The sequence below is a fragment of the Desulfobulbus oligotrophicus genome (assembly GCF_016446285.1).
GTDB lineage: Bacteria > Desulfobacterota > Desulfobulbia > Desulfobulbales > Desulfobulbaceae > Desulfobulbus > Desulfobulbus oligotrophicus.
In genome coordinates this window covers 2,675,355-2,698,110 of sequence record NZ_CP054140.1, presented here as the reverse complement: position 1 = coordinate 2,698,110, position 22,756 = coordinate 2,675,355, and the positions used below count along the sequence as shown (strand labels likewise).

Here is a 22,756-nt window from a genome sequence, read left to right as displayed (position 1 = left end):
AACAGTGTCGCAACAGCCGGGTGGTTCAAGCTTCAGGAGAGTTCACATCCCGACATTGAACATGGCTTCGAGATCATGACGGGAGTAGGCCTGAAAGGCAAGCATGGTCTCGGTTTTGGTAATGCCGTCCAGGACCCGCATCTTTTTGGTGACCAGATCAGCCAGGTCGTCATTGCTTCTGACCCGGATAATGGCCACCAGATCATACTTGCCGCTGACGGAATACACTTCAGAGACCCCGGTTATGCTCTGCAGCTGTTCGGCAACCTCATTGACCTTGTTGCGATCGGTATTGATTAAAATAATGGATGTAACCATGACTGTCCTTTTTGTTGTGCGCTCCAAAAGTATCAAAGGCGCATTCAGTAAAGAAAACCGGACAGCCTGGTATAAGCGATCCGGTCATCCATAAACCAACGGCGGGTTTACTCGTAGGTGATGCACCCCGCCGGGCAGGAGCCGACGGCCTCATCAATACAGTCTTCATCACCGCCTTCTTCCAGAATAACATAGGCCTTGCCCAGATCGATATCAAAGCCGAAGATATCCGGGCAGAGCTCCACACAGGCTTCACATCCTAGGCATTCTTCCTGATCGATTGCAACTTGTTGAGACATTTCATTCCTCGTGCAAAGATAAAAACAGTGGTGATCTCCGCTAAGAGATACCGGTTACAGGTTACAGGCGGGTACATGGGCAGGACGACCCTGCGCCTGTGTCGCGGATATTGCGGGTGCTGATAAAGGGGATCACAGCTTTGCGGTTGTCAGATCAATGGTCAGTTTATATTCTGCATGATCTTCGCCTCGTCTGATGGTAAAGCCCAGTTTTTTACCAAGGGCAATCATGTATCGGTTTTCCGCCAGTACGGTTCCCCAGACAGTCTGCATGCCGCGTTCCTGAGCGATACGCAGACACTGGAGCAACAGTGTGGCACCGATACCTTTCCCCTGCCAGGGGTCGCCGATGAGGACGGAGAACTCGCCGCGTCTGCCGTCCGGTTCGCCGACAATGTTGGCCACACCGAGCATCCGTTCTCCTTCTTCACTGTCGTCATCCAGCGCCACAAAGGAAATTTCCCGATCATAGTCAACCTGGGTGAAGCGGGCGAGGGTCTCCGGAGAAAGGGTCTTGACCACACTGAAAAAACGGTAATAGATGCTGGTCGGGGTGAGTGCGTTGAAGAGTTCAACAAAGAGCTCGGCATCTTCCGGTTTTATCGGCCGAATGAAAAGCGGCATCTGCATGTCTGTAAAGTCATGCCGTTCCAGGTGTTGCGGATAAGGGCTGATCACCAGGTGCAGGTTGTTGGCATTCCCTTCGGTGCGCTTCAGGCGAATGCGTGCATCAACTGCACAGGGCTGACCGTCCTTGATCAGCACGGGGTTGATGTCAAGTTCCACGATTTCCGGAAAATCGACGACAAGCTGAGAAAGTCGCAGGAGCAGCTCTTCCAGCTTTTCCAGGTCTGCCGGTGGTGCATTCCGGTAGCCCTGCAGAAGAGGCAGGATGCGGGTCTCTTCCATCATGCGTCTGGCCAGCAGGCGATTGAGCGGCGGCAGCCCCAGGGCCTTATCATCAAGTGCTTCCGCAAAAATTCCACCTGAGCCAAAACAGAGAACCGGGCCGAATTTGTCGTCGGTGTTGCTGCCGAAAAGAAGTTCAAACTCCGGCTTGACAATGTAGGGCTGCAGTGAGACTCCGGTTATGCCGGCATCGGCTTTGAACGCCTTTGCTGAGGTCATGATGCGTTCATAGGCCTGGCGGATATCCGACTCGTTCCGCAGGTCGAGCTGCACACCGCCCGCATCCGACTTGTGGGTGATGTCCGGTGAAACAACTTTCATGACCACCGGCATACCCATCGCGTCGGCAAGGGCCACCGCTTCATCCGCCGAGGTGGCCAGCACGGTGGGGTTTACCGGAATACCATAGGCGGCCAGGATCTCTTTGCTCTGCATTTCCGAGAGCATTTCGGTTTCCTGCTCAAAGCATTCATAAATTGTGCGGAACACCTGGTCCCGGTTGAAGTAGAGTTCAACGGCAAGTTTGGGCGGTGCCTGGGAGAGGATCTCCAGGTTTCGCGTGTATTCAACCATGTACAGGAAGGCACGGACGGCCCGTTCCGGTGTTTCGTACGTGGGGATATCCGCCTTGTTGAGGATGCTCACAGCCTCAGCTATCCGCATGCCGCCCATCCAGGAGGCAAAGACCGGTATCCGTTTGTTTTTTGCGAGTTTGACAAGGGCAGTGGCCACCTCTTCCGGGGCCGTCAGATTTTGAGGGACCATGATGATCAGGATACCGTCAAATTCCCGGCTGGACATGCACAGTTCAATGACAGAGGCAAACCGTTCTACCGTGGCGTTCCCAAGGATATCGATCGGATTGCCCCGGCTCCAGAAATGGGGGAGCAGGTCATTGAGTTTGGCCATGATGGTCTCGCTGAGCGGTGTCGGTTCCAGTCCGTATTCAGCCAGGGTGTCGGTGGCCATGACCCCGGGGCCGCCGCCGTTGGTGACTATCGCCAACCGGGTGCCCTGGGGCCGGGGCTGTTTGGCCATGAGTTCAGCACAGTCAAACAGACGCCCCAATGAGGGCACGCGGACAATGCCGGCTCGTTTAAAGGCGGCATCATACACGTCGTCTTCACCGGCCATGGCCCCGATGTGCGTTGAGGCCGCCCGGGCGCCGGCTTTACTTTTCCCGGTTTTCAGCACGATGATCGGTTTAATCCGTGAGACCGAGCGCGCGGCACTCATGAACTTGCGGGGATTACTCAGGTTTTCCATGTAGAGAAGGATTGCCTTGACCGAACCATCGTTTCCCAGATAGTCGATCAGATCACCAAAATCCACATCGAGCATGGAGCCGGTGGAGACAAAGTGGCTGAACCCCATGTTTTCTTCAGCCGCCCGATCGAGGATGGCTGCGCAGATTGCACCGCTTTGGGAGATGACCGCCAGATTGCCTTTGACCGGCATGCCTCCGGCAAAGGTGGCGTTGAGATGCTTGCCCGGCCGGATAACTCCCATGGAGTTCGGACCGAGGATGCGCATGCCGGATCCCTCTGCCGCACCTGCAATCTGTTCTTCTATAAAAGCACCTTCTTCCCCCGACTCCTTGCCTCCGGCAGAGATGATGATCACGCCCTGAGCTCCTGTCCGTACACACTGCCGGACCAGTTCCGGGGCAATGGCAATGGGGGTGGCAATGATCACCAGGTCCGGCGGTTCTTCAATGGCCGTGACGGCAGGGTATGTCTGAAGGCCCCGGACAGTCGTATATTTTGGATTAACCGGATAAATGGGACCGGTATAACCGCCGAGAAGGAGGTTGTCGATGAGTGCGGCCCCGATGGAGACGGGGCGATCATTGGCACCGATAACGGCAATGCTTCTGGGACTGAAAAATTGTTCCATATTTTTGAGAATGCCTTATACAGATGGATCGAAACGTCTCGGGACAAAGAGACCTCTTAGCGGTAGATAACAGCAATCCTCACCTACACTTTCTTGCTTCGCTTGACAAGTCTTTTGCAGTGAGGGCAGAGGGATAACCCGGTTGCTGAATCAGTTGAGACGAAACTGCAGCAACAGACCGACAACGGCCGGTGCTGTGCGTCGGCAGAACAGGCCCTTTCATGCTGCCGGGAGATGACAGGGTATGGTCTCTGTCATCATTCCCGGAGCAGAGAAGGTTTGCCGGTGGTAGGGGGTGTTACTGGTCGGTTGTACCGAAGTGTCGACGGTTAAGGGTGGCAACCAGCCAGATGGTGGCAAACTGGAAGAGCATGGCCAGTCCTGAGATGATCCAGTAGGAAACTGAAAACTTGCCGATCAGACCGGCGTCCACCAGACCGCGGTTGAGCCAGAAGTGGAGCATGACGGCCAGGGCGACTCCCGGACACACCAGGGCGTAACTGCCGGCAGAGATCTCCCTGCCGACAAGAAAACGGGCAAAATAGTGTAAACGGACGAGGACGAGTGCAGCAAGCAGGAGGCACAGCAGTTGTGCCGACAGATACTGACTCAGCAGCATCAGACGGTCAGCCGCGCTTCCGGCAAGGGCAAAGTGTTCGTCAAGGCCATGACTCTGTCGCAGGGACAGGATGCCGAGGATGGTCAACAGCGGAATAAAGACTGAGAACGTGGGTGCGGTCTCGATGTTGGCACCGTTTTCAAGGAGAGAACGGAGCCCGAGTATGAGCGCAATGCCACCGATAAGGGCTGCTGCAATCAGAAAAAAGGTGGAAAATACCAGTCCGGCCCCGGCCACGATTCGATTGGCAGAAAGGCCGGCCGGTGCGGCAAGTCCCACCCCGATCATGGCGAGCGCAAAGGCAGGCATGGCCTGGGCAAAGGAGTTGTTGTCCGTGCAACTGAAACCGCCGGTCACCAGGACGCGGCCTAAAAATTGACCCAGCAGCTGCAACGCAAGAACGCCGATGCCCAGAAACGCCAGAAGAGCCAGAGGAAAGAGGTACTCCACCACGTTCCAGAGTCCGGGAACAAAGACCATGCCGAGCATGAAACAGACGTTAACGCTCATTGCCATGGCCAGCGGCATGGCCAGGAGCTGTGTTTCAGCGTTGGTGGAACGAAGTCGGGTGTAGGCCTCCGTCTGCTTCCACCTGTGATAGCGGCGCAGATTCCAGGCAAGATAACGAAGGTTTTGGAAACTGAACCAGGCAATGCCGATGAGAGCGATCACGATCATGCTCCGCATCATCAGATCGCCTGAGCTGAATGCGGCGACAATGTCTTCAAAAAGTGGGACTGAACGGCCCGGGTGAGGCACCCAGTGCATCAGCCACATGAAAAAGGTGACCACCAGGCCGCCGGTGCCCAGAGAGACAAGAAAATAAAGGGGTGCGTAGGTATCTGCAGGTCTGATCTTTTTTGTCTGCATGTATACTTCTCCTGGTAGCAGTGGTTGATATTGAAGCCGCTTTGATGCGGATCCCGGCCGATCCCTCCACTGTGGACCGGTGCTCTTTGCAGTGCGGTCGGCTGTGACTGGCAACGTCTCTTCATGCGCTGCGACTTGCCCGGAGCAGGGCAGGCAAAGGTCTGGCGGTGTTCAGTACCCTACAGACCCTTCTCCCATATAATCATGTTTGCTCACACTGTTTCAAGTAATCCGGGATCTGTTTGTGCCAAACATACACAGCGTTCGTTGCAGGAACAACGGATTTGCTGTATGGATAAACAGGATGTGGTCAGTGTAACAGACAGGCTGTAACCAAAGAGGGATAACCGGTATGGTGCCCAGACTCAATGGATTGTTCTTGGCGGTGATGCTGTTTGCAAGCATGTTTCTCTGCTCCTGCGGGGACGGTGAGGAGAGCGTGAAGGTGTCTCTGAACAAGCGTCAGGAGATAACAGCCAGACCGCAGCAGCCCGCTGTCACCTATGCGTATCTGCCCCAGTATTCACATACTGAATCCTTTCAGCGTCATCATCGTTTAGTGGAGTACCTGATCGAAGAAACCGGTATGCCGGTCCGGCAGGTTTTCCCTGACTCCTTTTCCGATCATATCCGGATGTTCGGTCAGGGCAAAATTGACATCTCTTTCACCAATCCATTTGTCTACGTTAAGCTGGCCAATCAGTTTGGTGCCAAGGCCATGGCCCGTATCATCGAGCTGGACGGGCGGGCTGAATTTCGTGGGCAGATCATCGCCCGCAAGGACAACGAGGCTATCCAATCACTTGATGACTGCCGGGGCAAGTCATGGATTGCGGTGGATCCCGCCTCTGCAGGGGGCTATCTTTTTTCTCTTGGCCACTTTGTCGACCACGGAGTACATATCCATGATTTTAAGGAAGTGGTCTTTGCAGGCGGCCGGCAGGAGAATGTCATCCTCAGTGTCTATGCCGGGTTGCATGACCTGGGATCAATTCGGGAAGGGTCGCTGAAAGTGGTGGAAAAGAAGATCGATATCAGCCAGATCAGGGTTGTTGCCGCCTCCCGTTCCTATCCGGGCTGGGTGTACGCCAGCAGCCCGCGCCTTTCACAGGAGGCTGCCGATAAGATTAAAAAAGCCCTGCTAAAACTTGACTATGAGGGAAATCCACGACATCATGTTATCCTTGAGGCAGCCAGATTCATTGGCTTTGTCCCCTCCGACGACAGTGATTTTGATCCCATCCGGGAACTGAAAAAAAAGGTGGGGATGGATCTTGACTAACCCGTTGAGCAAAATCTTTCATCGTTTACGTTTCAGAAGCAAGATCACCCTGGGGGTGACCATGATGCTGGTGCTGTGTGGTCTCAGCATCGGTCTTATCCTTTCTGCCATGTCATCAAAGGCCCTCCTGGAAGAGGGGAAGAAGCGGGGTATGGCGTTGGCATCCGGGCTGGCATTCAGACTGACCGAGCCTCTCCTGGCCATGGATTTTCTGCAGATGAAAAATCTCATCGACAACCTCCATGGACAGTACGACGACATCATCTACATCTTTTTAACCGACACCACCGGTAACATCTTAACGCACACCTTCAGCGGCGGTTTTCCCACTGATCTTCTGACGGTCAATCAGGCCAGCGAGAAACCGCAGCCCAGGCAGCTGACCACTGAACGGGGACAGATCTACGATTTTAACGTCAGGATTGTGGTGGGTGACAAAAGTCTCGGCAGTATCAGGATGGGGCTGGCCCGAAGTGAGATCGATGCACAGATTGCCCAGCAACGCTGGATCAGCCTGTTTGTCACCCTGGGGGGCGTCAGTCTCGGTGTTGTGCTGGCCCTGTGGTTTGCACGGACCGTGACCCTTCGTCTCAACCGTTTGCGGGAGTCGGCCGAGCAGATTGTCAAAGGCAACCTCGATGTACAGGCCGGGTTCACATTGGAGAAAAACTGCTGGGACATCATGGCCTGCGACAAGGTTGACTGTCCCGCCTATGGCGATCCGCTGCGGCGCTGCTGGTACCTGGCCGGTACCCTGTGCCCGAACTGCCAGGGAAAAGAGTATCCGCTGAAGATGGAGAGCTGTCGTCACTGCTCCGTGTTCAGACACAACTTCGGTGACGAGCTGCAGGACCTGGCCGAGGCCTTTGACGTGATGGCCGTGACGATCAGAAACCATATTCAGGAACTGACCGAACGGGAGAAGACTATTGCCCAGCAGCAGGGGCTGCTCAAAACCATCATGAACGTGACGCCGGACTTTATTACCCTGCAGGACAAGGATCTGGTGTACAGGTTTGTCAGCAAAGCCTTCTGTGACTATTTCGGTCTTCAGGAAGAGGCTGTTATCGGCAGGACCGATTTTGATATCTTTTCTCCCCGGCAGGCGGATCTGAACTATCATGAGGACAGACAGATCCTGTTGACCGGTCAGCCGTTATCCAAAGAGATTACCTTTAAGAGGTCTGATGATCAGAAGTGGTTCCATGTGGTCAAAGTACCGATTTATGAGCAGGACGGCAATATCATGGGCCTTCTCCTGACGGCACGGGACACCACCATGCTCAAGAAGTTCCAGGAACAGTTGATCCGATCGCAGAAAATGGAAGGTCTGGGGCGTCTTGCCGGTGGTGTGGCCCATGAGATCAATACCCCGCTTGGGATTATTCTCGGTTATGCACAGTTACTGATGGATGATGTCACTGATGAAGAATCACTGGAGAGTTTGCGTATTATCGAAAAACAGACCAAGGTCTGTCGCAAAATCGTGGCTGACCTGTTGGGATTCTCCCGCCATTCGCATTCGGTGCGCGGTGCCCTGGATCTCAATACCTCTTTGCAGGAGGTGATTCAACTGGTGGAACACGCCTTCTTTCTGAACCGGATTCAGGTGGTTTTCACACCGGGGGAATCGTTACCCACCATGATCGGAGACCGGGAACGACTCAAACAGGTCTGGTTGAATCTGTTAAACAATGCCGCCGATGCAATCGGTCAGGACGGCGTTATCTTTATTCGGACCCGACATCCGTCTCAAGGGCGGATTGAAGTCAGTGTCGCTGATACCGGAACCGGCGTAAGTTCTGAACATATCGCCAATATCTTTGATCCATTTTTCACCACCAAGCAGGTTGGCAAGGGGACCGGGCTGGGTCTGTCGGTTTCCTTCGGGATCATTAAAGAACATGGCGGTACGATCTCCGCACTCAGTCCTGTTCCCAGGACAATGCTCCCCGAAGACGCTGCTCACGCGTATCCGGATCGGCCGGGAACGGTTTTCATTGTCACGTTACCGCTCCCGGTGGGCAGCCGGAGTGAAGAGGAGCCCGATCGAAAAGAGAACGTCTTGTAACTGCTGTCTGTGTTGACACCGGCGTTCTTACCCTTTTTCTTTCTTTACCATCAGTTTTTTTTACACTGCATCGTATACCGGAAAACTCCCGTGGATATGGAGCCGACAGGCCCCGGCACAGGTACTGCGTCGCGCCTGCTACGGGCCCGGTCCTGCCGGGGAGAGGGTACTCCGGTCCTGCATCAACTATCGCCTCATCGTTGTTGAGTTCACCCTATGATCCAGCGCAGCCAAGCACATCTTTCTTCATTGCCGGCATCAAAAAAGATCGGCCTCAAGATACTGATTGCCATCAGTTGTTCACATTTTCTCAATGATCTTATTCAATCACTTATTCCAGCGATATACCCCCTGTTGAAGGAGGGGTTTCAACTCAGTTTCACACAGATCGGCCTGATCACCCTGACTTTTCAGATCTCGGCTTCGCTGTTACAGCCTCTGGTCGGTCTGTACACCGATTATCGACCGCAGCCGTACTTTCTTGCCTGGGGTATGGGGTGTACTCTGCTGGGGCTCCTTGCCCTGGCGTGGGTCCCGAGCTATGGGCTGCTGCTGCTGGCTGTTGCCCTGGTCGGTTCCGGATCAGCGGTTTTACATCCGGAATCATCCCGGGTTGCCCGTCTGGCTTCAGCCGGTCAGTACGGACTTGCCCAGTCAATCTTTCAGGTCGGCGGGAATGCCGGTACAGCTGCCGGTCCGCTGCTGGCAGCGTTGATTATCATCCCTGCGGGCAGATCAAGTCTGGCCTGGTTTGCCCTGGTGGCCCTGGCAGCCATTGTGCTTCTCTGGTGGATTGGCGGATGGTACAAGCAGCAGCAGGCAAAAAAACGGCTGGAGCGGCGAGCTGCGCACATAACCGGAAAGACCGGACAACGCTCTGCTGTCCGACCTGTGGTCATCCTGCTTCTTCTGATGTTTTCCAAATTTTTTTACACAACCAGTCTGCACAGTTATCTCACCTTTTACCTCATGCACAAATTTCAGGTTCCAGTGCAGGCGGCGCAACTGCACCTGTTCGTCTTTCTTTTCGGTGTGGCTGCCGGGACATTACTCGGCGGCCCCATTGGTGATCGCATCGGTCGCAAGCAGGTGATCTGGTGGTCGATTTTCGGCACAGCCCCCTTTGCACTGGCTCTCCCGCATGCCACCCTGTTCTGGACAGGCCCTCTGACCTTTACCATCGGCCTGTTGATTGCCTCAGCCTTTCCGGCAATGGTGGTCTACGCCCAGGAGTTGTTTCCCGGCAAAGTCGGAATGGTCTCCGGTCTTTTCTTTGGGCTGGCCTTTGGACTGGCCGGTTTGGGTGCGGCTTTTTTTGGTCGTTTGGCCGATCAGATGGGTATTGAAGCGGTCTATCAGCTGTGCGCCTGGTTACCCCTGCTGGGTTTGACAGCGGTGCTCCTTCCTGACCTGCGACAACACCCGGATAGTAAATAGCGCGTGTTTATTGGTACGATCAGACATGGTGGGGATCTGCCCTCTTTTTGATACCTGGAAAGAGGCGGCTGATAACGGTTGGTCCACTGCCGGCGCACACATCCACCGGTTCGGTTGTGCAACCAGTCGGCCGGAGACAGCCTGGTGGTGCATCGCTCATTGATTGTCTCATGCCTGGCAAATACAGCAGCAGGGAAAGAGTTCAATGAATCTGAAAAGTTGGATCGATAACAGGATGCAGGCGACCGGATGGATGGTCAGGGGATTCTGAAAAGGGACCGCACCCCGGATTCGAGGTGCTGTTTATCGATATATCCGATCGAACCCGGAGTCGATCGGATATAGTTCTGCAGTTCCGCTGCATTTTTAAATTCCTGAGGCGGAGTACCCCGGCCGATGGACTTGCGTACCAGCCAGTAGCCGATATACTCATCATCGTTTTGTCCCATGATGTGCTGAAGAAAGAGAGAACGTTCCGGAGTGCCTGGAGCGAGGTTGACCGGTAAAACACTGATGCCGTCAATCTGAATGGTTCTTCCTGTATAGATCCGGGCAAGGATGGCTGGGTTCAGCCTGTCGGCAACAGACAGCGAGGCGTTGCACACAACGACCACTTCGGCCTGTACCGGAGCGGTCATCAGGGTCAGTGCCACCACAACTGCCTGGAGTATACGGTAAACAACGCAACGCATCAGATTGATCTTTGCAAGGTATGTTGTGTGTCTCTGGTCATGTCTGTTTGCACAGCCGTGGAGGAGCAGGGCTCTGATCTTTAAAAGGCAAAGTTATACGACAGTGAGAACGTTGTAACGTTTTCATGGGTAAGGGTACCGTCAAACATGGCGGAACGTTCACCAATATGGGTGGTCATGACCTCTGCCTTGATTTTTTGCTGGGGAGTGATGGCGTACGAGGTGCCGAGCATAACAGAGCTCTGGTCAAAAACAGCGATAACACTGGCCACATCTGCAAGGTAGGCGTCGGCAATAAGGGCCTGTGGACTGCCCGGCAGGTACGGATTGGTCGCTCCTTTGACCCGGCGCCAGGTGTCAAGACCGTTGCTCCATATTTTAGCGTAGGTAATGTAAGGGGTCCATTTGTCGAACTTTCGTGACAGGGAGACGTAACCGGCGTAGTTTTCGGGGGCTGATTCCACACTGTTTGGCAGGACAGCAGTCCCCTCACAGGTTACCAGAAAGTCGCCCAGCGGGAATTCCACGCCGAGAAACAAGGTGTTGACTGTGAAGGTCGATCTGTAGCCAAAGGGATTCACAGGGTTTAAGGTGTACTGTCCGCCTCCCAGGGGCATGAAGTTGTATCTGGCGAGCATACCTTCGGTTGTATTGGGATCAATGTCTGTTATGTGCCACCCGAAACGGAAGGTGGTGTGATCGTAATCTTTCAAAGTGGCCACCAGACCGCCGCCGGTGACATCAGCACTGTAATATGATGGTCTGTCGGTTCCCTCTTGAAAGACGCGATAGTAGCGTTTCTGCATGCCGAAGGAGCCGTCCAGCGCCAGTTCATAGTCACCGATATTCCAGGTTTTGGTGACACTCACGCCGTCAAAGTCATAGTCTGAGGAGAGAAGATACACTTCCCGGGGCAATCGTGCCATATCATAGGTGACTCCCACATCCAGATTCTGCTGGTGCAGCAGTCCGCCCAAACTGAGCCGTCCCACCCGGATCAACCAGTCATTGGCAGGCCGGTACGACACCATGGTCCACTTGAGCTGCGGCCTGATCCTGTCATCTTCTTTATCACTGGCCGCCAGTGTAACCTGGCTGCTTGCTGCCCACTGTTCGTTAAACTTGGCATCCAATCGACCCCCCAGCAGAGAGTCCCGCATAAAGGTACCGCTGTCATCAATGTCCCGCTGGTACCGGATGGGTTCATCGGAAATTGCCGCCCCGATGGTGCCGAAAGCAGAGTAACTGAAGTCAACGGCCCGGGCTGTGGGACTGATGACAAGGCCGGCAAACAAGAGCACTACCAGGATGAGAGTTTGGGATCTGTTCATGATAAACTGTATAGCTCCTTAGTCATGTTGATATAAAGAGTTTTCTCTGATGGCATTGTATGAACAGGTTGTCATGTGAACACCTGGACAGATCTGTATCTGAGAGCAGACAGTGCCGCTCTTTTCTTGATGTTGTTGTCTCACAATGGGCCTTGTCGGGACAGATACCCGTGCAGCTCGTCGAGGACAGACGGCAGTTCGCGGCTCAATTCCTCAATTAACGGGATCAGGTCTTCCGAGCGTTCCCGGGTTGCTGTTTCCAGGCGCATGCCAAGTCCACTGAGATCCCCGGCACCGATGGTGGCGCTTAATCCCTTGAATGAGTGGGTTTGACGCAGCAGTTCATCCCATTCGTCCTGTTCATGTAAAGAGGCGAGCTGGTCGGCAAAATCGGTGTAGAGCTGTATGTAATGATGCAGAGTTTTGGTATAGAGTGTCGGATTGTTGGCACAGTAGGTCAACCCGCTCAGGGTGTCGATTGCAGTCACAGCCGGCAGGATTGCAGTGGTCTGCTCCGCGGGCTGCGTTGCCGGAGTTAACGTGGTTTTTGGTTGTTGCGAGTGATCGGCCAGCGCTTTGTACAAAATCTCCGGATCAATGGGTTTGGCGATGTGACCGTTCATGCCTATGGCCCGGCAGTACTCCTGTTGTTCGGTCATGACGTGCGCGGTCAGCGCGATTATGGGTAACCTCTGATACTGCGGCTGATGACGCAGAATTTTGGTTGCTTCAAAGCCGTCCATAACCGGCATCTGTATATCCATGAGCACAACATCGTAATAGTCGGCAGGATGGGCGTTAACCATATCCACAGCTTTTTGTCCGTTGTCGGCCACATCGACTTCAACACCTTGAAACTGCATAAGTTGCTGGGCAACGTGCTGGTTAATGGCATTGTCTTCAACCAGGAGGACCCGCATTCCCTGCAGGTGTACTCTGCCGGGCAGTGACGGCTGCTCTTGTCTGTGCCGGGGAGTGTTCCTGAGCGTATCAAGCAGGATCCGTATGTCACCGGGCAGAATCGGTTTATGGAGCAGTTGCACAGCAGGAGACAGTTCGTCCTGCTGTACCGGAGGCATATCCACATCATAGGAGGAGATGATAACGGTCAGTGGCGGCTTTTCCAACGACAATGTTTTGAGTTCGGCCAGTACAGCCGCGCCATCCATACCCGGCATCACCCAGTCGAGGAAGAGCAGATCAAACGTGTGGTCGGTCCGGGCAAGCAGGGCCAGGGCATCCTCCCCAGAGGCCACACTCACTGCTTCGATATCAAACAGCTCAAGCAGGCCCTGCAGCACCTCCCGGGCCTGGTCATGATCATCGACCACCAGGGCTTTGAACGATTTTTCCGACGGCTGCGGTGAAAAGCTGCACGAGGAGGATGCCGAATACGGCAGTCTCACATGCAGTGTGAACCGGGAACCGACACCGGGCTGACTGGAGACAGTGATGTCACCTCCCATAAGGTTGGCAAGCCGTTTGGAAATACTCAAACCCAGCCCGGTTCCTCCGAACTGACGGGTGGTGGAGCCGTCTACCTGGGAAAATTCATGAAACAGCAGTGCCAGCTGTTCTTCCGACATGCCGATTCCTGTATCTTCCACAAGAAAGTACAGTGCCAGGGTTTCATCCTGCTGGTCATGCCCTTCGACCTCGAGCCTGACCGATCCCTGACTGGTAAACTTGACGGCATTGGACAGCAGGTTTGTCAGAATCTGACCGATTCGCAAGGGGTCGCCGCGGAACGTTCCTGCAGGGCTGAGCAGCCGGTTGCTGCGGATATCAAGCAGCAGTTCAATCTCCTTTTCCAGGGCAAGTTGACGCACCAGAACTGTTGCATTACTGAGCACATCCTCCATCTGAAACGACACAATATCCAGGGTCAGTTTACCGGCCTCAATTTTGGAGAAATCCAGGATGTCGTTGATGATGCTCAGCAGAGATTCCGATGCATTCTTTACCTTGCCGATATAGTCGCGCTGCCTGTCATCGAGACGGGTATTCAGGGTAAGGCTGGTCATGCCGATGATGGCGTTCATGGGGGTGCGGATCTCATGGCTCATGTTGGCCAGAAACAGTGACTTGGCACGGGTGGACTCTTCAGCCCTGGCAGTGGCTATTTCCAGCTCATGGGTGATCTGTTCGCGCTGCTGCATGTCTTCTTCGATGTTACGCGCCATGATGCTGATTGTCTGGCTCAGCGCCTGGAGCTCGCCGACACCACGTGTGATATCCGGCCGGACCGAATAGTCGCCGTTACCGATGGCCAGGGCCTTGTCCATCAGGTTGCTCATCGGAGCCAGGACCATTCTGCGGATGATGAAGACTGCCACGAATGCGGCAACCACCGTGCCGACCAGCAGGTACACTGCCGTAAGAATGCTCTGTCGCAACCGGCTGGTCACCTCCTGCACCTCCTGTTTGGTCCGTTCATCCACCAGTCGGACAAAGGTCTGTACCTCCTGGTTGATCAGATCCTCCATCCGGAGATACTGTTGATTGTAGAGAAATTCGTTGGCAAACTTGAGCTGAGGCCTGCCGTCATCAACAAAACTGTTTGTGCCGGGGTCGTACAACCCCTGGGTGGCGGCAAAGGCGATCTGGTCGAGTTTGTAGAGCTCCTCGGAGTAGGCAAGACCCCGATTCATGGTGGCGAACTCTTCCTTGCTGAATCCCTGGCGCTGCATCTTTGACAGGAGTGCTTCGGCAACGGCCTCTGTGGGCATGGCATGCTTGCGTTTACCTGCCATCACTTCCGACCAGTAGGTTGGTCCATAGTGATCCGGTGCGGTTTTTTTCCCTAACCTGATATCAATAATATCATAGTAGTACGTCAGGTATTTGGTGTTGGCCGAAGCTGTGTAGGCACGCACCATTCTTGACAGGGCTGCAATTTCCTGCTGAATATCGTAGGTGGTTTGCAGGGCCTGCTGCCGGTTTTCCTGTGCCTGGAGAGAGCTTGTGTGCAACTGGAACACATGCAGTAAAATCCACCCGTTCACAGCCAGTGCGACAAGCATGAGGAGGACAAAGGAGGTGGCCAGATGGTTTAAACGCAGAGTCGGCATGGCCGGAACGGGTGGGGAGAGGAGAGATTGGGGAGAAGGGATGAGTACATGCCGTTTGTTGTCGTGTATGGCGGTTATCCCTGTTCGTCCATCAAAGGGTCATCGCGCTGGTTAAAAGTAGAGCCTCTACAGAGAAGATGCTTATTAAAGAAGGACCAATACACTGCGACCAGCAGGCTGTCCGGATGGGCATGCACCAGGCCTGTCTGCCTCATAAACATCTTGTGCAGGCATATTTTCATGTTTCAGCAGGAGAAAGTCGCTGATTGCCTCTGTGAAATTGTAGCAGGTCGGGTGGTCTATTCAAGAAGAATGTTACTTATCTATAGCCTGCAAAAAGAATAAAATCATTGAATCTGTACTGGTTGAGAGCAATATATGGTAGCAGGCAACAGTGGATGAGGTGTTGAAGATGGAAGTACATGTCATAAACAGCAGGCAATGCGGTCGGTGCCGTTGCTCCGGTGTTGCACATGGTATGTGGCAATGAAGAGAAAATATCTTTCTGTTGCCCTCGTTGTTTTAGGGCTTATGGGTGTCACTATGTTTTTTGTTGTTCCTCCGCAGTACTATCAGGGGCCGGTGTCCGACCATTTTGATGGTAAACGGTTTTACAATCCCGGGAAACCTGCCCCCACCTCTTTTCTGGATACGCTGCGCTGGTATGCAACCCGCAAGCGCCAGCCGTGGCCGGAGTTCAGCGACCTCCAGACTGTTGATATACCGCCCCGCAGGGTGGATGGCAACCAGTTGCGAGTCTCCTTTGTCGGGCATGTGACCTTGCTGATCCAAACCCAGGGATTGAACATCCTCACCGATCCGGTCTGGTCCGAACGGGTCAGTCCCTTTTCCTGGATCGGACCGAAACGGGTGCATCCGCCCGGTATTCGTCTGGCCGATCTTCCGCCCATTGACCTGGTGCTGATCAGTCACAACCACTATGATCACCTCGATTTAGCCACCCTGGAACAACTCTGGCAGCGGCACCGGATGCGTATCATCACGCCGCTGGGTAATGACGCCATCATCCACGAACGTCTTCCCGATGCCCGGATAGATGCCCGTGACTGGGGCCAGCAGGTGATGGTCTCACCGGATCTGACCGTTTATCTGGAACCAATGCACCATTGGTCGGCCCGCAGTCTCCGGGATCGTAATCAGGCCCTCTGGGCAACCTTTGTCCTTGCCACCCCCGGCGGTAAGATCTGTTTTGTGGGGGACAGCGGGTACGGCGGGGGTGACAACTTTCGCCATATTGCCGCCAGACACGGGGCACTGCGTCTTGCCGTCCTGCCTATAGGCTCGTACGAACCGCGCTGGTTCATGGCCTACAACCACATGAACCCGGCAGAGGCGCTGCAGGCCTGGGTTGATCTCGGCAGGCCGCCGCTGCTGCCCGTTCATTACGACGGTACCTTTCAGCTGGCTGATAACGGCTATGAGATGCCGTTGGCAGACCTGGCCCGGGAGCTACAGACCGCCAACATCGTGAACGCTCCTATCTGTTCATTAAAGACCGGTCAGCACTGGTGGGTGGAAGAAGACGGTGCCCGGGTTACTGCTGCAACCTGCCGTCATGACAAGCCATGGCAACCGGATGTGCCGGGCAATCCGGTATCTGTGCAGTGAGGTGGAGGAGCAGCACCTTGCGGATAACCGGGCGGGGCCGCTGGGCGCGTATGCTGCTGCAGAGCGGGTGAAGGGAGAAGGGCACACCTGCCCCTGCTGCGGTGCGTCCCAGGGGAAAGTCGCTACAGTTCCGGTTTGCGACGCAGCAGTTTGGTGTGACCCCGGCGGCGTTTGGCATCGAGCCGTCGTTGCCTGGCTGCCTGGCCCGGTTTGGTGGGACGACGCACCTTGCGAACCACAGTTGCCGCCCGGATTATGGCTGCCAGGCGTTCTATGGCCGCCTCACGGTTTTTTTCCTGACTGCGGAACTCCTGGGCCTTGATAATGAGAACACCATCCCGGCTCAGTCGCTGATCAGGCCGGGCCAGCAGTCTTTTCTTGTACTTTTCGGGCAGGGAAGAGGCGTGGATATCAAACCGCAGGTGAACCGCGCTGCTGACCTTGTTGACGTGCTGACCGCCGGCTCCCTGGGCGCGTACTGCTGTCAGCTCAATCTCATGCATCCCTATGCTTAAAGTATCGGTGATGAAGAGACGGGACATGTTACAGGTACCTCACACGCTTTTACCGTTGCAGGCCGTGTGCCTGCACAGCCTGCTCCACAGTCAGCAGACGAGCTCCGGCCACGCGCATGTCGTTGAGCGAGCGTTCGCTGTCACCGGGCCGGAGTTCAACCCCGGCCACCGCGTCTGTCAGCACGGTGACCGTCAGGCCACGGGTGAGGGCATCAAGCACTGAGGAGCGCACGCAGTAGTCAGTGGCCAGGCCGCCGATAGAGAGGTGGTCAACGCTGCGATCCGCCAGCAGGCTCTCCAGCAGGGTGCCGGTCTGATCAGCTCCGTCAAAGGCAGAGTAGCCGTCGCGCTGTTCATCAACCCCCTTGTACAGATGCACCGTCCCCTCAGGCAGGCGAAGATCAGGATGATAGGCGGCACCGGCACTGTCCCGGACGCAGTGGACGGGCCACGGTCCGCCCTGGGCCTGAAAATGACTGGTCTCGGGCGGATGCCAGTCACGGGTGGCAAAGACAGGCAGGCCGGCAGCTGCAAAGGCTGCGGCCACCCGGTTTAAAGGGGCAATGACCCGGTCGCCTCCGGTCACAGCCAGGGATCCGCCGGGGCAGAAATCATTTTGAACGTCAATGATCAAGAGGGCACTGTTCTTCATTGTTTTTCCTTTTCCGAGGTAACTTTTTCAATCAGCTGACAACGCAACTCCTTGAGTCGGGATGATATTGAAACCTTGTAATGGTGCGGGTTGATAAAACGCCGGCACCCCTGGGGCAGGAGGGCCAGGTCGCGGCGGCAGCGCTCGGCCATGGCCGCAAGCGGCTCCGGCTCCATGGTGCGCTGACCGTCCTGCAGAACCGTCTGTCGCAGGTCAACCAGGCGGATGTCAGCAGGAAGCCTTGTCTGCCGCATGGGGTTGAACGGGTCAAAGACCGTGGCACCGGCAGAAAGCGTGTCTTCCTGCAGACAGACCACATCCTGTACATACCCGCCATCCGGGGCAACAGCGCGCAGCAGCTGCTTGTATCCGGGCAGAGTGGCCTTGGCCGGGTCACTGGTCACCTTCATCTTCGGTCGGCCATCAATGGCCACCAGCTTGTAGACACCGCCCAGGGCTACACCGCCGACACCGGCGGCAGTGGCCAGTTTGGTGCCCACGCCGTAGATATCGATCCGACCGCCCTCCTCACGGATGGAGGCAATCACCTGTTCGTCAAGTTCGTTGGAAGCCAGGATACGGACGTTGGCAAACCCGGCTGCATCAAGCATCTGCCGTGCCTGTCGCGAGAGGTAGGCCAGGTCGCCGGAATCAAGACGGATGGCACGCAGCTCATGCCCCTGTTCACGCAGTTCGCGGGCCACGGTAATGGCATTGGGCAGGCCGCTCTTCAGGGTATCATAGGTGTCGACCAGCAGTACACTGCTGTCCGGGAAAACCCCGGCATAGGCGCGGAAAGCGGTCAGCTCGTCGGGAAAAGACTGCACCCAGCTGTGAGCATGGGTACCCCGTACCGGCAGGTCAAAACGCATTCCGGCCAGCACATTGCTTGTCCCCTTGGCACCACCAATGCAGGCGGCGCGGGAGGCGGACAGGCCGCCATCCGGCCCCTGGGCGCGACGCAGTCCGAACTCGATCACCTCGCCGTCACCGGCGGCATGGCAGATACGGGCGGCCTTGGTAGCCACCAGGGTCTGGAAGTTGATGATGTTGAGCAGCACTGTTTCCACCAGCTGCACTTCAGCCAGGGTGCCGGTGGCGGTGAGCAGGGGTTCGTTGGCAAAGACCACGGTGCCTTCAGGCGGGGCAACAACAGTGCCGCGAAAGCGAAACGAACGCAGATAGTCAAAAAATCGATCGTTAAACAGACCAAGCCCCTGCAGGTAGTCGATCTCGGCAGGGCTGCAGCGCAGGTCTTTAAGATAGGCCAGCGCCGGTTCCAGACCGGCAAAAACAGCGTAACCGCCGGCAAAGGGGTTGGTGCGGAAGTACAGGTCAAACACCGCAGGTTTGCCGGCCATGTCGTGTTCAAGATAGCCGGCCTGCATGGTGAGTTCGTAAAGATCAGTCAGCAGGTATGGAGGATGCATGCCAGGTTCCGGGTAAAGGTGGCGGCTTGGTGCTGCGTGGACGGGAACTGCAAGGTTGGCCGTGTTCTCTTCCTGATAATAACCGAGCAGCGTGTCGGCAAGCGCTTTTTTTACCGCAGGTTGGTGTTGGGTTTTATTGTACCCCATTTTCACCTGTGATTGGCTGAATGAAAAAAACAGGGTACAATGGCTGTCCGGTAAAGCAGGGCGCTGGTGCCGGTCCACCAGGTGTGTCTTATTGCAGAAGGGCGACGGTATGAAAAAGAAAAGCTGGGATGATATTCCTTCCCTTGAAGGGATCAGTGTGGATTGGGACTATACCTCAGAGGCGGCCAGGGACAAGCGCGTTGCTCTGCGGATATCCTCTTCTGCTCTGGGCCGGTTGTTTGGTGCCAAAGAGGTACCGGCACGGATAGCTGCCAAAGGGCAGACCTACACCATACCGATCTGTAACCTGAGCGAGGGAGGCATGGCAGTGAGTCTGCCGGTCGCTCTGCCCGACGACCTGGTTGTGACGGTTGGTTTTTTTCTCGGTCAACGTAAGGTGATCACTAAGGCGCGGGTCTGTCATGTCCGTCCACACGACATCGGCAACCTCACCGGTCTTGCCTTTCTTCATCTGGGCAAGGAGACCGTATCGTTTATTCGCGGCCTCTACCCATCGCTGGTGCTGAACAGCATGGTGTAGTTGCGCTGTCAGCGCTGCATACGCATTGCACTTCTGATACGGTCGAAAGGTACCTCATACCACCATAAAGCGATCCTGTCGGGGCATCTCTCCCTGTCCAGTCCATTCCACCTCCTGCACACAGGCCTTGCACAACCGGTAGTAGCGCACCGAATCTGAACCATGGTCAATAAGTGCCTCCATCCTGTTCTGCAGCACCAGGAGCTGATGTTCGCTGAGATCAGTACATTCAAAGACCGACTTCTGCACCCGCCGACCCAGTCCCTTCAGCAGTTTAACCGCCCGATAACGGACACGGTCGTCACTGATATCAAAGCACACCACATACACCATCTGTTCTGCTCCTGATACAAGGTCTGCAGCCTTGTACAACGGTTGCCTTTACCTGGAGATCTGAAAGGGAACATACATCCCGTCTGTTTGCAGCATGTCGGCAAAACGCCGGCACTGGCTGTGAATAATCCAGCGCACCGTTGTTTGCTGACCGGTCGGCGGATAGAGCAGCTGTTCGTCCAGCTGGCGATGATAGGCTGCAATCAGTGCCCGGGCTGCATTGGGTTTCATGGAGACCGGCAGCAGGTCGTCTGTCTGTTCCTGTTCACTTCGATGGACAAAGTCTTCAGGTCGGATGACCTTGCGGTTCACCAGCGCCAGTACCAGCCGTTCGGCAAAGGGGCGCCACTCTTCCACCAGATCACAGGCCAACGACGGCCGTCCCGCCGCTATCTCGTGAAGAGCCCCACAGTAGGGGTCAAGTCCGACACTCTTAATGGCATTGAGCACCTCGTTGGTGAACAGGGTATACACAAAGGAGAGCAGGGCATTGATCGGGTCCCGGGGTGGGCGGCGATTGCGGCCGTTAAACGAAAAGTCTTTGTTGCGTATCAGCAGGCCAAAGACACTGAAGTACAGCCGCGAACCATACCCTTCAATACCACGCAGCGCATCAAGATCAGCGGCATCGGTGCTTTTATGACGCAATGCCTTGATCTGTGCGCCCACGGTGCGCAGCATGGGCTGATCGTACTGGGAGGCACGACGCAACAGTAACCGGGACTGATTGGCCAGTTTTTCACGGACAATCACGGCGGCCAGCTGTTGTTTGTAGGCAGACTCATGCAACCGCAGATACTGCTGCTGCCGCAGAGCCGTATGGCTGGAGTCGTCCAGCAGCAGCCTGGCTCTGAAGCGGCCGTCCATGGTCATAAAGACAGTGTCAATACTGTGCCTGATCAGAAAATCGAGCACTGCACCGCTGATCGAAGCGCGACCGGCCAGGGCCAGCTGCTTCAACCCGGTTGCCGGGATGGTGTCCAGGCGTTGTTTTCCTTTGCAGATCACCAGGGTCTCCCCCTCTTTGCGCAGATGACTGCCGGGTTCTATAACGTACAGATGTTGCATGGTTGCCTGCCTATAAAAAACGTTCGATCTGGACGATGGCGGTTTTCAATGAGAGCAGCGCATCCTGCAGGTTGATCACCTTTTCCTGTTTTGCCGATGGTTGTGCATACCTTTTGAGATGCAGAAGAGGGTGTGGATATCCACCCTGATCAAACCGACAGGGAAGATCATGCGCATCGGGCTGATCCAGTATCTTGTGAATACGTTTGCATCCCAGTGGTGTTCCCCGGATCTTGGAGATCTTGTAGTCAAGCAGCGGCCGGTTGTACTCCGGCATCTTTGCAAACAGACTGTGCAGCAGCAGCCGTCCCCGTTCCAGATGCCCGATGGTTGCAAAAAGCACCTTCTCTTCCCGGATGGAAAGCGCCTTGCCGGCACGGGCCATGGCCATCAGCTGCCCAAGCAGCGGACAGTGCAGCTCCAGTTCGGCCAGCTCCGGATACTCGGCAGCCCAGGCGGCCTGTCGCGGATGAACCATCACCTTGGCATTCTGCTGTTCTCTGGCCAGCTGCAGCATGTGCTCAGGCGCTGCCGGCTGTTGAGTGCGCAGCCAGCTTAACTGCTCTGCAACCGTCTGTCCACCGGGACCGACAAAAGAGGATTTTCTGCCGGTACCGCGGTGGATGCCCAGTGGCAGTTTCACCAGGTTGCCGTATCCCCTGCCGGTGAGATGATCCTGTTTGGGGAAGATCTCCAGGGCAAAACAACGCAGGTCTGCTGCCAGGTTCCCGATCAGGGCGTTCAGAGCTCTGCGCATATCAGCAGCCGGTATGGACCCGGCCAGGGGAAACCAGAAATGATACCCCTTGCCGCCGCTTATTTCCGGAATGCAGGTCAGCCCGGCATGGGTTGCCTTTTCAAGCAGCCGGGTGTACAGGTACACCGATTCCCGCCGGATATCGGCCTTGCGGGCAAGTACCGTCTGCCGGTCGCGCAGCTGTGGCACCAGGTCAACATCAATCACCCCGATCCACACCCGGCTGGGTCTGGTCAGCAGATAGATGCCGTAAGTTTTGCGGCCCTGAATATGGTCCCACACATCTTCCGGCAGTAACTGCCGTTGTACCGGCACATACCCCTGCTTTTCTTCATTGCGGTCGGCCCACTGACGGGCAAAGGCCTCTTCCCGGCCGCGGAACAGGGTCATATAGGTTTGCAGATCCTCTTCCTGGCGTCGCAACGCGATAAAGGGGTCTAAAAAGCGGTCAGCCTCTGTCTGTGCCGGAACCGTCGTGCCACCGGATTGCCATGAGGCCACGGTGTCTACCGGTACAAAGCGCTGTGCCTGCGCCTTTGCCTGTGCTGCCTCGGAGGATCTGCCCAGGGTGTCAAGAAGTTCGATATGCGCCTGCCAACCCCGGGCAAACTGCGGCTGCTGCTGATTAAGCCACTGAAACACAGTCAGGGCCTCGGCAAACAGGCCATGCTGCTGCGCCACAATCGCAAGCTCCATGCACTCCTGTGCAGAACATGCCGCCCAGAACACCCCACCGGCAAAGGCCCGGACAACAAATTCCCTCCCTGCCTCATCAAAGCCGGCCTTGCCGATGCGGTCAAGCAGCAGCCGGTGGTTTGCGGCAGCTGTACTGTGTATCTCCTGAACAACCAACTGCTGATTCATGGCCTTTCCTCTCTCTATGGTCGAT

18 protein-coding genes are annotated in these 22,756 nt (G+C 55.6%); 5 read left to right on the top strand and 13 right to left on the bottom strand.

The genetic code is table 11. From position 1 onward, the window contains the following. Nucleotides 1-42: 42 nt before the first annotated feature. The 4 genes from HP555_RS12395 to HP555_RS12380 form a co-directional block, all read right to left on the bottom strand. Entirely contained in the window at nt 43-318 is a 276-nt protein-coding gene (locus tag HP555_RS12395; RefSeq protein WP_199262892.1) for an Lrp/AsnC family transcriptional regulator, read from the bottom strand. A gap of 107 nt (nt 319-425) precedes the next feature. Continuing rightward, complete coding sequence (locus HP555_RS12390; RefSeq protein WP_199262891.1) at nt 426-617, bottom strand: ferredoxin; 192 nt, start codon at nt 615-617, stop codon at nt 426-428. A 132-nt stretch (nt 618-749) separates the two neighbouring features. Beyond that, complete coding sequence (locus tag HP555_RS12385) at nt 750-3,422, bottom strand: bifunctional acetate--CoA ligase family protein/GNAT family N-acetyltransferase (protein ID WP_199262890.1); 2,673 nt, start codon at nt 3,420-3,422, stop codon at nt 750-752. Nucleotides 3,423-3,720: 298 nt separating this feature from the next. Further along, nucleotides 3,721-4,911, bottom strand: coding sequence for a TsoY family (seleno)protein (locus HP555_RS12380; RefSeq protein WP_199262889.1), 1,191 nt, complete (start codon nt 4,909-4,911; stop codon nt 3,721-3,723). A 352-nt stretch (nt 4,912-5,263) separates the two neighbouring features. Here HP555_RS12380 and HP555_RS12375 point away from each other — a divergent pair, with 352 nt between their 5' ends. The 3 genes from HP555_RS12375 to HP555_RS12365 all read left to right on the top strand — a co-directional run bounded on the left by HP555_RS12375 (nt 5,264) and on the right by HP555_RS12365 (nt 9,701). Continuing rightward, nucleotides 5,264-6,193: a phosphate/phosphite/phosphonate ABC transporter substrate-binding protein gene (locus HP555_RS12375; protein WP_199262888.1), complete on the top strand. Its 930-nt coding sequence runs from the start codon at nt 5,264-5,266 to the stop codon at nt 6,191-6,193. After that, nucleotides 6,186-8,264 carry an ATP-binding protein gene (locus tag HP555_RS12370; RefSeq protein WP_199262887.1) on the top strand — a complete coding sequence of 693 codons (2,079 nt, stop codon included), beginning with the start codon at nt 6,186-6,188 and terminating at the stop codon, nt 8,262-8,264. Before HP555_RS12375 ends, HP555_RS12370 begins: the two co-directional genes overlap by 8 nt. A 216-nt stretch (nt 8,265-8,480) precedes the next feature. Then, nucleotides 8,481-9,701 carry an MFS transporter gene (locus HP555_RS12365; RefSeq protein ID WP_199262886.1) on the top strand — a complete coding sequence of 407 codons (1,221 nt, stop codon included), beginning with the start codon at nt 8,481-8,483 and terminating at the stop codon, nt 9,699-9,701. Between the two features lie 257 nt (nt 9,702-9,958). On the opposite strand, the gene HP555_RS12360 is transcribed toward HP555_RS12365, so the two are convergent. The 3 genes from HP555_RS12360 to HP555_RS12350 all read right to left on the bottom strand — a co-directional run bounded on the left by HP555_RS12360 (nt 9,959) and on the right by HP555_RS12350 (nt 14,795). Then, entirely contained in the window at nt 9,959-10,393 is a 435-nt protein-coding gene (locus HP555_RS12360) for a hypothetical protein (protein WP_199262885.1), read from the bottom strand. A gap of 80 nt (nt 10,394-10,473) precedes the next feature. Beyond that, nucleotides 10,474-11,724 (bottom strand): hypothetical protein, encoded by a 1,251-nt coding sequence (locus tag HP555_RS12355; RefSeq protein WP_199262884.1) that lies wholly within the window; start codon nt 11,722-11,724, stop codon nt 10,474-10,476. Nucleotides 11,725-11,864: 140 nt separating this feature from the next. Continuing rightward, nucleotides 11,865-14,795, bottom strand: a complete 2,931-nt coding sequence (locus tag HP555_RS12350) for a hybrid sensor histidine kinase/response regulator (protein WP_199262883.1) — start codon at nt 14,793-14,795, stop codon at nt 11,865-11,867. A 486-nt stretch (nt 14,796-15,281) separates the two neighbouring features. Here HP555_RS12350 and HP555_RS12345 point away from each other — a divergent pair, with 486 nt between their 5' ends. After that, on the top strand, nt 15,282-16,424 hold the full coding sequence (locus HP555_RS12345) for an MBL fold metallo-hydrolase (protein ID WP_233249180.1): 1,143 nt from the start codon (nt 15,282-15,284) through the stop codon (nt 16,422-16,424). A 122-nt stretch (nt 16,425-16,546) separates the two neighbouring features. Here the strand turns inward: HP555_RS12345 and arfB are convergent, their stop codons facing one another. From arfB to HP555_RS12330, 3 genes are read right to left on the bottom strand one after another with little or no spacing between them, the layout of a single operon-like run. Further along, nucleotides 16,547-16,966 carry an alternative ribosome rescue aminoacyl-tRNA hydrolase ArfB gene (gene arfB, locus HP555_RS12340; RefSeq protein WP_199262882.1) on the bottom strand — a complete coding sequence of 140 codons (420 nt, stop codon included), beginning with the start codon at nt 16,964-16,966 and terminating at the stop codon, nt 16,547-16,549. A 22-nt stretch (nt 16,967-16,988) separates the two neighbouring features. Further along, entirely contained in the window at nt 16,989-17,591 is a 603-nt protein-coding gene (gene pncA, locus HP555_RS12335; protein ID WP_199262881.1) for a bifunctional nicotinamidase/pyrazinamidase, read from the bottom strand. Next, nucleotides 17,588-19,021 carry a nicotinate phosphoribosyltransferase gene (locus tag HP555_RS12330; protein ID WP_199264563.1) on the bottom strand — a complete coding sequence of 478 codons (1,434 nt, stop codon included), beginning with the start codon at nt 19,019-19,021 and terminating at the stop codon, nt 17,588-17,590. Before HP555_RS12330 ends, pncA begins: the two co-directional genes overlap by 4 nt. A 256-nt stretch (nt 19,022-19,277) precedes the next feature. Here HP555_RS12330 and HP555_RS12325 point away from each other — a divergent pair, with 256 nt between their 5' ends. After that, a complete protein-coding gene (locus HP555_RS12325) occupies nt 19,278-19,709 on the top strand; it encodes a PilZ domain-containing protein (protein WP_199262880.1) in 432 nt (143 codons plus the stop codon). 54 nt (nt 19,710-19,763) lie between these two features. On the opposite strand, the gene cas2 is transcribed toward HP555_RS12325, so the two are convergent. From cas2 to HP555_RS12310, 3 genes are read right to left on the bottom strand one after another with little or no spacing between them, the layout of a single operon-like run. Next, a complete protein-coding gene (gene cas2 / locus HP555_RS12320) occupies nt 19,764-20,042 on the bottom strand; it encodes a CRISPR-associated endonuclease Cas2 (RefSeq protein ID WP_199262879.1) in 279 nt (92 codons plus the stop codon). A gap of 48 nt (nt 20,043-20,090) precedes the next feature. Beyond that, on the bottom strand, nt 20,091-21,110 hold the full coding sequence (gene cas1 / locus HP555_RS12315) for a CRISPR-associated endonuclease Cas1 (protein ID WP_199262878.1): 1,020 nt from the start codon (nt 21,108-21,110) through the stop codon (nt 20,091-20,093). A 10-nt stretch (nt 21,111-21,120) separates the two neighbouring features. Further along, nucleotides 21,121-22,731, bottom strand: coding sequence for a CRISPR-associated primase-polymerase type A1 (locus tag HP555_RS12310; protein ID WP_199262877.1), 1,611 nt, complete (start codon nt 22,729-22,731; stop codon nt 21,121-21,123). Between the last annotated feature and the right edge of the window lie 25 nt (nt 22,732-22,756).

Excerpts from the sequence above, each read along its gene's own strand:
- HP555_RS12360 (WP_199262885.1), bottom strand. The coding sequence starts at position 10,393 with ATGCGTTGCGTTGTTTACCGTATACTCCAGGCAGTTGTGGTGGCACTG.
- HP555_RS12330 (WP_199264563.1), bottom strand. The coding sequence starts at position 19,021 with ATGCATCCTCCATACCTGCTGACTGATCTTTACGAACTCACCATGCAG.
- HP555_RS12390 (WP_199262891.1), bottom strand. The coding sequence starts at position 617 with ATGTCTCAACAAGTTGCAATCGATCAGGAAGAATGCCTAGGATGTGAA.
- HP555_RS12375 (WP_199262888.1), top strand. The coding sequence starts at position 5,264 with ATGGTGCCCAGACTCAATGGATTGTTCTTGGCGGTGATGCTGTTTGCA.
- HP555_RS12365 (WP_199262886.1), top strand. The coding sequence starts at position 8,481 with ATGATCCAGCGCAGCCAAGCACATCTTTCTTCATTGCCGGCATCAAAA.
- HP555_RS12380 (WP_199262889.1), bottom strand. The coding sequence starts at position 4,911 with ATGCAGACAAAAAAGATCAGACCTGCAGATACCTACGCACCCCTTTAT.
- HP555_RS12325 (WP_199262880.1), top strand. The coding sequence starts at position 19,278 with ATGAAAAAGAAAAGCTGGGATGATATTCCTTCCCTTGAAGGGATCAGT.
- cas1 (WP_199262878.1), bottom strand. The coding sequence starts at position 21,110 with ATGCAACATCTGTACGTTATAGAACCCGGCAGTCATCTGCGCAAAGAG.
- cas2 (WP_199262879.1), bottom strand. The coding sequence starts at position 20,042 with ATGGTGTATGTGGTGTGCTTTGATATCAGTGACGACCGTGTCCGTTAT.
- HP555_RS12355 (WP_199262884.1), bottom strand. The coding sequence starts at position 11,724 with ATGAACAGATCCCAAACTCTCATCCTGGTAGTGCTCTTGTTTGCCGGC.
- HP555_RS12350 (WP_199262883.1), bottom strand. The coding sequence starts at position 14,795 with ATGCCGACTCTGCGTTTAAACCATCTGGCCACCTCCTTTGTCCTCCTC.
- arfB (WP_199262882.1), bottom strand. The coding sequence starts at position 16,966 with ATGTCCCGTCTCTTCATCACCGATACTTTAAGCATAGGGATGCATGAG.
- pncA (WP_199262881.1), bottom strand. The coding sequence starts at position 17,591 with ATGAAGAACAGTGCCCTCTTGATCATTGACGTTCAAAATGATTTCTGC.
- HP555_RS12310 (WP_199262877.1), bottom strand. The coding sequence starts at position 22,731 with ATGAATCAGCAGTTGGTTGTTCAGGAGATACACAGTACAGCTGCCGCA.
- HP555_RS12345 (WP_233249180.1), top strand. The coding sequence starts at position 15,282 with ATGAAGAGAAAATATCTTTCTGTTGCCCTCGTTGTTTTAGGGCTTATG.
- HP555_RS12395 (WP_199262892.1), bottom strand. The coding sequence starts at position 318 with ATGGTTACATCCATTATTTTAATCAATACCGATCGCAACAAGGTCAAT.
- HP555_RS12385 (WP_199262890.1), bottom strand. The coding sequence starts at position 3,422 with ATGGAACAATTTTTCAGTCCCAGAAGCATTGCCGTTATCGGTGCCAAT.